The 11,681-nt window shown below is 44.4% G+C and carries 11 protein-coding genes and 1 riboswitch; of the genes, 4 read left to right on the top strand and 7 right to left on the bottom strand.

The genetic code is table 11. The features are described 5' to 3' along the window. Positions 1-345: 345 nt before the first annotated feature. A riboswitch (SAM riboswitch) is annotated at positions 346-451 on the bottom strand. Between the two features lie 54 nt (positions 452-505). The 7 genes from HDC33_RS14780 to HDC33_RS14750 form a co-directional block, all read right to left on the bottom strand. Beyond that, positions 506-808 carry a thioredoxin family protein gene (locus HDC33_RS14780; protein WP_179393327.1) on the bottom strand — a complete coding sequence of 101 codons (303 nt, stop codon included), beginning with the start codon at positions 806-808 and terminating at the stop codon, positions 506-508. 14 nt (positions 809-822) lie between these two features. Next, entirely contained in the window at positions 823-1,164 is a 342-nt protein-coding gene (locus HDC33_RS14775; protein WP_179393326.1) for a toprim domain-containing protein, read from the bottom strand. 73 nt (positions 1,165-1,237) lie between these two features. Then, the gene (gene gcvH / locus HDC33_RS14770; protein WP_179393325.1) at positions 1,238-1,621 is read right to left on the bottom strand and encodes a glycine cleavage system protein GcvH; all 384 of its coding nucleotides are present in this window, start codon (positions 1,619-1,621) and stop codon (positions 1,238-1,240) included. Between the two features lie 76 nt (positions 1,622-1,697). Continuing rightward, the gene (locus HDC33_RS14765) at positions 1,698-2,057 is read right to left on the bottom strand and encodes an arsenate reductase family protein (RefSeq protein ID WP_179393324.1); all 360 of its coding nucleotides are present in this window, start codon (positions 2,055-2,057) and stop codon (positions 1,698-1,700) included. Between the two features lie 816 nt (positions 2,058-2,873). Further along, a complete protein-coding gene (locus HDC33_RS14760) occupies positions 2,874-4,661 on the bottom strand; it encodes an acyl-CoA dehydrogenase family protein (protein ID WP_179393323.1) in 1,788 nt (595 codons plus the stop codon). A gap of 21 nt (positions 4,662-4,682) precedes the next feature. Further along, entirely contained in the window at positions 4,683-5,858 is a 1,176-nt protein-coding gene (locus HDC33_RS14755; protein WP_179393322.1) for an acetyl-CoA C-acetyltransferase, read from the bottom strand. Between the two features lie 145 nt (positions 5,859-6,003). Beyond that, entirely contained in the window at positions 6,004-8,388 is a 2,385-nt protein-coding gene (locus HDC33_RS14750) for a 3-hydroxyacyl-CoA dehydrogenase/enoyl-CoA hydratase family protein (RefSeq protein WP_179393321.1), read from the bottom strand. Positions 8,389-8,610: 222 nt separating this feature from the next. Between HDC33_RS14750 and HDC33_RS14745 the strand changes: the two genes are divergently transcribed. The 4 genes from HDC33_RS14745 to HDC33_RS14730 all read left to right on the top strand — a co-directional run bounded on the left by HDC33_RS14745 (position 8,611) and on the right by HDC33_RS14730 (position 11,681). Beyond that, positions 8,611-8,931: a thioredoxin family protein gene (locus HDC33_RS14745; RefSeq protein ID WP_179393320.1), complete on the top strand. Its 321-nt coding sequence runs from the start codon at positions 8,611-8,613 to the stop codon at positions 8,929-8,931. Positions 8,932-9,041: 110 nt separating this feature from the next. Further along, positions 9,042-9,503: an STAS domain-containing protein gene (locus HDC33_RS14740; protein WP_179393319.1), complete on the top strand. Its 462-nt coding sequence runs from the start codon at positions 9,042-9,044 to the stop codon at positions 9,501-9,503. A 110-nt stretch (positions 9,504-9,613) separates the two neighbouring features. Further along, positions 9,614-11,086, top strand: a complete 1,473-nt coding sequence (locus tag HDC33_RS14735; RefSeq protein WP_179393396.1) for a catalase — start codon at positions 9,614-9,616, stop codon at positions 11,084-11,086. 79 nt (positions 11,087-11,165) lie between these two features. Then, on the top strand, positions 11,166-11,681 hold the full coding sequence (locus HDC33_RS14730) for a C39 family peptidase (protein ID WP_179393318.1): 516 nt from the start codon (positions 11,166-11,168) through the stop codon (positions 11,679-11,681).

Here is an 11,681-nt window from a genome sequence, read left to right as displayed (position 1 = left end):
ATTTCCGTTCCGAGCGGACGCTTTCCGCGGGCACGGCTTCAGCCTCCTCGTCACTGCGTTCCTGCGGGGTCTTCAGCTCGCGCTGTTCCCGCTGGAGTCGCCGCTCTCCACTACAATCAACTAGTTCTTACTAAAAAAAGAACTTTTTCAGTGGCTTGCCATAAGCCAGACAGCTTCGACGTCAGTCTTATGGCTCCGGCTACCCCTTTAAAGGCGCCTACGTTCAGTTACTATAATACGATAATTCGCCGCTTCGTGGGGCACTTCCGCTTTTCAATACAAAAAAGCCTTCCTGCAGACGGGCAGAAAGGCTTTACGTTATCATAAAATAAACGTTTGTCCAATCTCTCATCTCTCAAAGTATGCACTTTGCGTGATTTGGCACCATTTCACTTTCGTGACGGTTGCCGGGCTTCATAGGGCACTATCCCTCCACCTCTCTTAATAAGAGCGACCTATTCAATTGAATGTTAAGAAGAATTATATCAAATTGCCATATCGATTGTCAATCAATCTTTTCAAGCAGATACGGAACTGACTGAAAAGCATAGATTTTATGGATTAAAACGCCATCCTTCTGTATTAATAGGCAAGGAACACTTTCAATTTCATAGTCGATAGCAATAGTTTGCACATAGTTCAAATCTGCTTTCCCGATTGGTATTTCCGGTCTCATGACAGTAATAACTTCCATCATTTTAGAAGCGACCGCACATGTTCCACACATTGGTGTATATAAATAAAACGCAGCTGTCGAGGTCTCCTCCGTTAAAGTGGTTTCCCATTGTTCGCGTGTCCATGTCTCCATTGATCCTACATCCTTTAAAATAGATATTCGGGTCGGATTTTAAAATCCGCACCTAGCAGTATTGCGGCAAGTACTTTATATGGAGTTGTCTCCACTTCCCGGTATACCTTTTCCGTATATAAGTGGATTGCTGCCGGAAACGCTCTTTTGAATAAGGTACGGGTTTTTTCACCATCTTCGTCGGCGTCGACAAAGACATATAATTCCTGTTCTTCATAAGGCGCAAGCAACTCTTCAAGCCGGTAAGGGCTTACTGTACCGTTCGTACAAATGATTTCGACCGGTTCAGCAAGTATACGTGCTAATCGTTTTCTATCCGAACCGCCCTCTACTATGATGATTTTTTCATCCGACAAAAAGAGTTCCTCCCTTGCTCATTCATCATTGAGACGCAAAAGACGCCGGAAATGTACCGGCGCCGTGTTGTAATTATTCTCCGACTGTCATTTTTTCATACGCTTCTGCAGACATAAGTTCGTCAAGCTCAGAAGTGTTAGAAGGTTCAACGACGATCATCCATGCGTTTTCATACGGCGATTCATTGACGAATTCAGGGCTGTCTTCCAGTTCTTCGTTCACTTCAAGAACTTTACCGCTGATCGGTGCATATAGTTCCGATACTGTCTTAACCGACTCAACGCTTCCGAAAGGCTCGTCCGCTTTGATGTCATCTCCAACAGATGGAAGTTCAACGAATACGATATCGCCGAGTTCGGATTGTGCAAAGTGCGTAATCCCGATGCGGTAGTTACCGCCTTCATCCTTTACCCATTCATGCTCTTCAGAATAACGCAGATCTTTTGGTGTGCTCATTCCGTAACCCCTCCAAATAAGTAGTTTCATTCACTTCAATTCTGTCATATTTCTCAGATAAAGACAAGAGAGGAACTTAGATCAACCAGACTTTACTGAATTCTTCTTCTTTAAAGCCGACTGTCACTTTACCGTCTCCAAAAACAATCGGCCTTTTAATCAGCATGCCGTCCGAAGCTAGTAAACTGATTTTCTCATTATCGGTCATTGCCGGCAATTTTTCTTTCAAGTTAAGCTCCCTATATTTCATGCCGCTGACATTGAAAAACTTTTTCAATTCCAAATCAGAAGCCGCAATCATCTTCTCGAGTTCCTCTTCTGAAGGGGGGGCTTCCGCTATGTTCACTTCCTGAAAGTCCAAGTTATTCGTTTCAAGCCACTTCTTCGCTTTCCTGCACGTCCCGCACTTTGGGTAACCGTAATAAATCAATCCCATGCCGAAACACCTCCATTTTCGCCATTATAACAGAAAAAACACCCGGACATCTATAGGCATCTGGATAGCATAGAGAGATTGACAGTTTTACTTCATTAAACGTTCACGTCTGTTGCTTCATTATTTACTTGCATAAAATGCCGGCGAGAAGGAATTGAAAACCGCCATTTTTCACTGGACTATTTTAGGCCAACTTTCGGCTAATTAATCACGACACTTTAACCAAGGGGCAAGTGTGGCTAGAAGTGACTCCGTCACTTCTAGCCACACCCTTTTTGGTCATCTTGTTGTGAGTAATTGCCTGTCGCGTTCCTACAATAGTTAAGTGAACAATGCAGCTGCTTTGAAAGGAGAGAATAGATGACTTTCTATAGAGTTCGTAAGTGCCCGAAGATGCAATTTCGGGCACTCTTGCACATTGTACATTGCGTTCTCGGCTTACATTTAGCAAAGATTTTGTGATGCTCTTTAAGATAGTGACACTTCCTTAAAATAAAAATGGAGATACTATCTAGGAAGGCTTGAGCGGTCAAAATTGTATCTTTGACCGCCTCTCTCCAGGTGAGAAGCATGCTATTCTTTCGTTCCGAAAAGCTTGGGCACTCTTGTATCTGTTGTTTTGAAGAGCAATGGATGAACGAACACCATACGATTACCGAAAAGATAAGTAGGGATGCGACTTCGTCGCATCCCTACTTATCAAGAAATCTCGATAATGGTATAGAAGTTGTTCAATTCAAAGCGATACAAAAGCAACTATCGCCCAGTGTGTGATCTAGGTAATTATTGGTTACTTTTGGTTTATCAACAGACGTGTTAAACGATATACTTTTCCGCTTCAATCAGCTTAACTGATGCTTCGCGTTTTTTGGCAATGATGTTGTACGGGTTGGAGCGTGTCAATTTGCGCAGCGCAGATGTCATCATACGCTGGTTGTCTCCATCGACCGCTGCCAGAAGCGTTTCTTTCGCATCTCTTTCGATGTCTTCGAATGCTTCTTGACAAAAGATTTGTGTGTAAAGGATTTTCTGTTGGGCTTTTTCTTCGCCGCTGCGTGCAATCGCCTTTTCCGTCCGTAGAAGTGCAGACTCCATTGCGAAGACGTTATTGGCGATGTCTGCGATGTTAACAAGCACCTCTTGTTCCGCTTCAAGCTTTGCGCCAAACCGCTGTGCAGCTAGACCTGCAGCAAGCAAACCAATTTTCTTGGCATTTTTCACAAGTGCTTTTTCTTGCGCGAGGGCTTCTTCACCGATTTCTTCCGGCATCATCATTAGAAGCTCGTCTTGAAGTGCTTTTGCCTGTTGCAGTAATGGCAATTCGCCCTTCATCGCTTTCTTCAGGAACGTTCCCGGGACGAGGAGACGGTTGATTTCATTTGTCCCTTCGAAAATACGGTTGATGCGCGAATCCCGGTAAATACGCTCCACTTCATATTCTTGCATGAAGCCATATCCCCCGTGGAGTTGAACTGCTTCATCAACGATGTAATCCAGTACTTCGGACCCGACGACTTTGTTGATGGAACATTCGATTGCATATTCCGCAATTGCCGCTGCAATCGCTTTACCGTCTTTTTGCTCTTCAGGGCTCAACTGGCTTTGACGTTCTTCGAAGTAGCCAACCGTACGGTAAATCAAACTTTCCGCCGCATAGAGCTTGGATGCCATTGTCGATAGTTTTTGTTTCGTCAAGTTGAATGACGAAATTGGCGTCTTGAACTGTTGACGTTGGTTTGTATAAGAGATTGCAAGTTCAAGTGCCCGTTTTGATCCGCCAATTGTACCGACTCCCAATTTATACCGACCAATATTCAGGATGTTGAACGCGATTATATGACCGCGACCGATTTCACCCAATAAATTTTCAACCGGTACTTCAGCATCTTGTAAAATCAACGTACGTGTTGATGAAGATTTGATACCCATCTTTTTCTCTTCAGCACCGACGGATACACCCGGAAATTCTTTTTCTACAATGAATGCAGTGAATTTTTCGCCATCAATTTTTGCATAGACAACAAATACATCCGCAAATCCTGCATTTGTGATCCACTGTTTTTCACCGTTCAGGATATAATGTGTCCCGGCAGCATTCAGCTTCGCATTCGTTTTCGCACCTAGCGCGTCAGAGCCTGAACCCGGCTCCGTCAAAGCGTACGCAGAAATCTTGTCGCCCGACACTGAGTTCAGCAAGTATTTTTTCTTCTGTTCTTCATTACCGAAAAGGACAATCGGCAACGTACCGATGCCGACGTGCGCACCGTGTGTAATCGAAAATCCGCCCGCTACCGACATTTTTTCAGCTATCAAAGCAGACGAGATTTTATCAAGATCAAGACCGTCATATTCTTCCGGGACATCCGCCCCCAGAAGTCCAAGATCGCCTGCAGATTTCAGTAGTTTGACAGAATACTCGAATTCATGGTTTTCCAGATTTTCCACAACTGGGAGGACTTCGTTTTTCACGTAGTCTTCTGTAGTTTTGGCAATCATTTTTTGTTCATCGGAAAAATCCTCCGGTGTAAATACACGTTCAGCGTCAATATCTTCAACTAGGAAAGCCCCACCTTTAATGAGGTCATTTGTTTTCAATTCAGTCATAATAAATTCCTCCTTTTTGGATTAAATCATTTCAAATACGCCTGCTGCGCCCATTCCGCCGCCGATACACATCGTGACGACGCCGAACTGTTTGCCTTGACGTTTTAACTCACTCATCATGCGGATTGTCAAAATCGTTCCTGTTGCACCTAGTGGGTGCCCAAGAGAGATTGCTCCGCCGTTAAAATTCACTTTATCCATATCAAGGCCTAAGTGGCGGATCACTTGAAGGGATTGGGAAGCGAACGCTTCGTTCAACTCCCACACATCGATATCTTCAATGGTAAGTCCCGCAATTTTAAGTGCTTTCGGAATTGCCACGATCGGGCCGATTCCCATCACTTCAGGAGGCACGCCGCCCACGGCAAATGATAGGAATTTCGCTATCGGCTTCAGCCCTTGCGCTTCAGCCACTTCACGGTCCATAACAAGTACGGAACCCGCCCCGTCGGATGTTTGCGAAGAATTCCCCGCAGTGACAGAACCAGTCACTGAAAATGCCGGACGCAATTTCGCCAAACCTTCCACGCTAGTTCCATGACGAACGCCTTCGTCCATTTCGAACGTGAATTTCTTTTCTGTATATTTACCGTTATCATCCACCGAACGTTTCACGACTTCGACGGGTACAATTTCATCATTGAATTTACCGGCTGCAATGGCTGCACCCGCTTTCTTGTGGGACAGTACAGCAAAAGCATCCTGGTCCTCACGGCTAATACCGTATTTTACTGCAACTTGCTCGGCGGTGTGACCCATTCCCATATAATATTGTGGAGCCGTTTCCGCTAAATGCGCATTCGGTCTGATTGTATTGCCCATCATCGGCACCATACTCATCGACTCGACGCCGCCTGCAATAATCGCTTGCGAATGTCCGAGCATGATTCGTTCAGCTGCATAAGCGATTGACTGAAGACCTGATGAACAGAATCGGTTCACTGTAATGGCGGGCGTCGTATCAGGAAGACCTGCAAGCGCCCCGATATTTCGTGCTACGTTCATCCCTTGTTCAGCTTCAGGCATCGCACAACCAATGATCAAATCATCGATCGGTCCGTCATAGCCTCCAGCACGTTTCAACGTTTCTTTAACCACAAGTGCCCCTAAATCATCAGGACGCACTGTTACGAGTGAGCCTCGGCCCGCTTTCCCCACCGGTGTCCGTGCACCGGCTACTAGTACTGCTTCACGCATTGTATTTCCTCCTTTAAATCGGTTGTTCAAAAAGCCCGGTGAAAATTGAGACCTGCAGGAAGTAGGTCATGCAGTGGACTGCCTTCCTTCCTCGGCCCTTTTCATCCTCCTCTTTGAACTTACATTTCTGCTCTACAATACAAACTTAGTTGCGCAGCGGTTTACCTTTTATAAGCATGTGCTGCATGCGTTGTTGGGATTTCGGTTCTGCAACAAGGCTAAGGAACGCTTCACGTTCAAGGTCCAACATATATTGTTCGTCAACGAGTGTTCCGTATGGCACTTTTCCGCCGGCTAAAACAAATGCAAGCTTCTTCGCGATTTTCAGATCATGTTCACTGATAAAACCGGATAAAAACATGCCTTCCGCGCCGAGAAGCATCGTCGCATAACCGGAATCACCCGTAACAGGGAATTTTTCACGTGCAGGCGCTTTATAACCTGTATCGAACAATGCTATCGCCGCCTGTTTCGCGTCATATATCAAATGATCTGCATTGACACTGATGCCATCCGCGAAATCCAGGAAATTGGTGTCGCGGGCCTCTTCACCTGAAGTGGACACTTTTGCAGTCGCGATTGTCTCGAATACTTTATTTGCAACAAATTGGTAATCAATATGGACGCCATTCGGCAATCCTTTCAAATGTTTCGTATAAAGACCGACGTTTCCGCCGCCGCCCGGTATCAAACCTACACCGGCTTCTACGAGTCCCATATACGTTTCCATCGAAGCTTGGATATGCGCGGCTGGCAGACAAACCTCAGCCCCTCCACCAAGCGTCATAGCGAACGGCGCTGCAACGACAGGTTTTGAGGAATACTTGATTTTCATCATGGCGTTTTGGAACGAACGCACGATGAAATCAAGTTCGAAGATATTATCATCCTGCGCTTCCATAAGAATCATCCCAAGGTTAGCCCCTACGCAGAAGTTTTTGCCTTGATTGCCAATGACGAGCCCTTTGAAGTTCTTCTCCACTTCATCAACTGCGAAATTGATCATTTGAATGATGTCGGGACCGATTGAATTCGATTGGGAATGGAATTCAAGAAGTGCCACGCCATCGCCAAGGTCGATCAGGCTAGCGCCTGAATTCTTTTTGATGACTCCGTGTTTTTTCTTATACCGTTTCAAATCGATCACTTTTTCATTCACCGGAACGAGCTTGTAATCTTCGCCGTCGAAGAAGTAGAGTTCACTGTCTTCTTCCTTATAAAAAGATTCATAGCCTTTCGCTAGCAAACTTTGAACGAATGAGGGAATTTCATAGCCTTCTTCCTTCATTTTTACAACGGATTTTTCAACGCCGATCGCATCCCATATTTCAAACGGTCCTTGCTGCCATCCGAAGCCCCATTTCATGGCATTGTCGAGTGATACGATATCATCAGCGATTTCGCCGTTCAGTTCTGCCGAGTAACGCAGTGTCGGCGCAAGAATATTCCATAGGATTTCTCCAGTCCGGTCATCTGCATAGACAAGCGTTTTCACTTTATTAGCAAGTCCCTTTTGCTGTTTGGCCATTTCAATTGAAGATGTTGTCAATTTTTTTGCCGGACTGTATTCAAATGTCTCTGTATTTAGTTCCAAGATTTCTTTCCCTTTTTTCTGATAGAATCCTTGTTTTGCTTTGGCACCAATCCAGCCATTGTCAATCATTTTCTTCATGAATGGCGGCAGTTCAAACACCTTCTGTTCTTCGCCCTCCGTTTTGTCATAAACGTTTTTCGCTACATGCATGAATGTATCGAGTCCTACGACATCCAACGTACGGAATGTTGCTGAAGTTGGCCGCCCGATTAATGTCCCTGTCACCGAGTCGACTTCCCCGATTGAATAACCCCGCTTTTCCATCTCACGCAGTGTGATTAGAAGTCCATATGTACCGATCCGGTTCGCGATGAAATTCGGTGTATCTTTGGCAATGACAACCCCTTTACCAAGAACGTCCTCGCCGAAACGAGTCATGAAATCGACGACTTCGGGTGTTGTCGTGCTAGCTGGGATCACTTCAAGCAGTTTCAAGTAGCGCGGCGGATTGAAAAAGTGCGTTCCAAGGAAATGCTTTTGAAAATCTTCCGAACGGTCCTCTGCCATCGCCTCGATACTAATGCCCGATGTATTTGACGTGATGATTGTACCCGGTTTACGAACTGCATCTATTTTTTCATACAAACCTTTTTTAACATCTAGATTTTCAACAATCACTTCTATGATCCAATCGACATTTTTCAGTTTTTCCAAATCATCCTCAAAATTTCCAGCTTCAATAAGAGACACATTACTTTTCTTTGTGAGTGGTGCCGGCTTCTGTTTCAATAGTTTCTGCAGAGCACCCGCTGACATCTTATTTCGAATCGCATCATCTTCAAGTGTAAGTCCTTTTGCTACTTCCTCTTCCGTCAACTGGCCGGGAACGATGTCCAGGAGCAGTACCGGGATTCCAATATTCGCGAGATGGGCTGCAATACCTGAGCCCATTACACCTGAACCTAAAACTGCCGCTTTTTTAATTTGATAAGTCACGTGTGAAGCCTCCCTTTTCTTTTTGAATGAACACTCATTCATTTCTTGGGCAAAAAAAATAGAAACCATTTCTATAACTCTCAGTGTAGAACATTCTCATTGTTTTCGCAATATTTAAATTGAAAAAATTTCTTTTTACTCCCTTATTCCCCGCGGAACATATAACTAGCAGTCTTAAGCGAATACGTTGTACACTGTCCCTATAAAGGAGGGGCAAAAATTATGAAACCCATTACAACAGTTGAAGAATTCAATGAAGTGATTTCCGGAAACTCGAAAGCACTTGTCAAATTCCAAGCAGGATGGTGTCCTGACTGCAGACGAATGGACATGTTCATCGATCCGATCGTCGAAAAATACGATTCGTATACATGGTATGACGTCGACCGTGACGTACTTCCCGAAATCGCGGAAAAGTATGAAGTCATGGGAATTCCAAGCCTGCTTATTTTCCAGAACGGTGAAAAGCAAGCGCATTTGCATAGTGCAAACGCAAAATCTCCAGAACAAGTTACAGATTTCCTTGAAAGCGTAAAGGCGTAACTACTAAATTTTTTATCTGAACGGGTAGACCTTGTCTATCCGTTTTCTATTTTCTATGCACCTTTTGCCAAATGAAGTATACTAGAGAAAATGGTAGCGAGGTGCGTTTTATGGACTATGAAAATGAAATCCGACAGCTTAAGTCGAAAATTGCTTCCTATGAAAAAATTCTAATTGAAACATCGGCTCCAATCATTCCTTCCATCGTTGAAAACACGATCCTTGTCCCGATTTCAGGTCATATTAGCCAAGAACGTTTTAACATGATCCGGACCCGCGTTCTCGATTACGTCGGTGGTCACAGAGGAACAATTTGTGCTGTAATTGACTTTACCGGAGTAGGTATCAATGACATTGAGGAATTCGATTTCAGTTTACTGACACTTGAAATAGATCAACTAAATAATACGTTGAAACTGATGGGCGTACGCCCCATTTTCGTCGGTTTCAATCCTTGCCTCGTCAGAGAAGTCGTGCAGGCAGGCATCCATGTGAATATTGAAACCTACGTAAATTTCAGAACCTCATTACAGGTGCTATTAGCCGAAAATGGACAATCACTTCATTCTTGAATGGAGTGATTTTTTTATTTTCATAAACTAGCACCTTTCTCTTGCAAATTGAGAGAATATACATTACATTATATTCAGTCCTACTTTGTAATGATTATAATCAGGGAGTGATTTCATTGGAAAAGAAACTAACGACAAATCAAGGTGTTCCGATTGCTGACAACCAAAACTCACGTACGGCGGGTAATAGCGGCCCTTCCCTACTTGATGATTATCAATTAGTCGAGAAACTCGCACACTTTGACCGCGAACGCGTTCCTGAGCGTGTCGTCCATGCACGTGGTGCAGGCGCACACGGTGTATTTAAAGTGAAAAATAGCATGAAGAAGTATACAAAAGCGGCATTCCTTCAAGAGGAAGGCAAAGAAACACCCTTATTCGCCCGCTTCTCAACAGTTATTCATGGGCTGGGTTCACCCGAAACTGCACGGGATCCGCGCGGATTTTCCGTTAAGTTTTATACGGAAGAAGGAAACTATGATTTCGTAGGGAATGACTTACCGGTTTTCTTCATCCGCGATGCGATTAAATTCCCGGATGTCATCCATTCACTGAAGCCGGATCCACAAACAAACTTGCAAAACCCTAGTCGCTACTGGGATTTCATGGGGCTATCACCTGAAACGACGAACATGATGATCCACTTGTTCACGGATGAAGGGATTCCCGCTTCATATCGTCATATGCGCGGATCTTCCGTACATGCATACAAATGGTATAACGAAGCAGGCGAAACAGTTTACGTGAAACTACGCTGGGATCCTAAAGAAGGCATTAAGAACTTCACGATTGAAGAAGCGGAAGAACAGCAAGGTAAAGACTTCAGCCACGCTACACGAGATCTATTTGAAGCAATCGACGAGGGCAATTTCCCTGAATGGGATCTATACGTACAAGTACTTGACCCTAAAAATCTCGACGACTACGATTTCAATCCACTGGATTCAACAAAAGATTGGCTCGAAAAAGACTTCCCTTGGGAGCTTGTCGGTACGATGACACTGAATCGTAACGTTGATAACTTCTTTGCGGAAACGGAATCAGTCGGCTTCAATCCCGGCGTTTTGGTCCCAGGCATGCTTCCATCTGAAGACAAAATGCTCCAGGGCCGTATTTTCTCTTATTCCGACACACAACGCCATCGTGTAGGACCGAACTATTTACAATTGCCTATCAACGCGCCGCAATGTCCATTTGCAAATAACCAACGTGACGGGGCAATGCCGATTCAGCAGCAAACTTCCACTATCAATTTTGAACCGAATAGCTATTCAACCGAACCGAAAGAAGACCACTCGTATCGTGAGCCGGATCAGCCACTATCAGGTGTCATCGGCCGTAACGCCATCGAAAAAACCAATAACTTCGGTCAAGCAGGAGATATTTACAGAAGCTATGATGAAGAAACGAAACAAGCGCTCATCAAAAACTTGCTGAATGATTTTGCACAAATTAAAGACCGTGATATCGTTGGACGGGCGGTCGCAAACTTCTACAAAGCCGATGAAGGACTCGGAAATGCGCTCGTAGAAGGTACGAACGTCGATATCGACAAGTATTTAAAAGTCTTTGCTACTCAATGAGCTATTCCCTTACGCTCTTGCTATTCAATGAGTTCATCCCTTACGCTAAGGGATGAGCTTTTTTTCTGGAGGTATTTGAATGAAAACTATATTGAATGTCAAAGGAAAATCCCAATTCGCTGACGATATTGACCTATCAATCCGTCGATCTGCATGTGGTCCGGTAACGGCACTCGTACTGATACAACACTTGCTTCCGAAGGGGTGCCCTTATGATACAAATGAATTGTATCGCCTTCTGGGTGGAACGAAGATTGGCCTGTTCAAGTATCGCTTCATTCGAAATGTGCAAAAATTGCTCGGAAGTAAATGGACCGTTGCAGCGTGCAGTATCGATGAAGTGAAGAGACAACTCGACAATGGTCGCCCGATTGCTGCAAAGTTTGATAAGTGGTTCACTTTTCGTTGGCGAGGCGATTATGAATTCGACTATCATTGGGTGCCTGTCATAGGTTATGAGGAGAAAGAGGACGATTTATTTCTCATTATTCATGATAACGGGGGAAGAAACCGGGACAGTCGTGTACGGTCCATCTCCTATAAGAAGAACAGGCCTATTTTATCTTTCGTGAAAATGGAGCCTGAGGATAAATGA

This window comes from Sporosarcina sp. JAI121, assembly GCF_013408665.1.
Classification (GTDB): domain Bacteria; phylum Bacillota; class Bacilli; order Bacillales_A; family Planococcaceae; genus Sporosarcina.
This window is presented reverse-complemented; position numbering and strand designations above follow the sequence as displayed.

Bases quoted from the DNA above. Each gene is read 5' to 3' on its own strand.
- HDC33_RS14780 (WP_179393327.1), bottom strand. From the start codon at position 808: ATGGAGACATGGACACGCGAACAATGGGAAACCACTTTAACGGAGGAG.
- gcvH (WP_179393325.1), bottom strand. From the start codon at position 1,621: ATGAGCACACCAAAAGATCTGCGTTATTCTGAAGAGCATGAATGGGTA.
- HDC33_RS14765 (WP_179393324.1), bottom strand. From the start codon at position 2,057: ATGGGATTGATTTATTACGGTTACCCAAAGTGCGGGACGTGCAGGAAA.
- HDC33_RS14760 (WP_179393323.1), bottom strand. From the start codon at position 4,661: ATGACTGAATTGAAAACAAATGACCTCATTAAAGGTGGGGCTTTCCTA.
- HDC33_RS14755 (WP_179393322.1), bottom strand. From the start codon at position 5,858: ATGCGTGAAGCAGTACTAGTAGCCGGTGCACGGACACCGGTGGGGAAA.
- HDC33_RS14745 (WP_179393320.1), top strand. From the start codon at position 8,611: ATGAAACCCATTACAACAGTTGAAGAATTCAATGAAGTGATTTCCGGA.
- HDC33_RS14740 (WP_179393319.1), top strand. From the start codon at position 9,042: ATGGACTATGAAAATGAAATCCGACAGCTTAAGTCGAAAATTGCTTCC.
- HDC33_RS14730 (WP_179393318.1), top strand. From the start codon at position 11,166: ATGAAAACTATATTGAATGTCAAAGGAAAATCCCAATTCGCTGACGAT.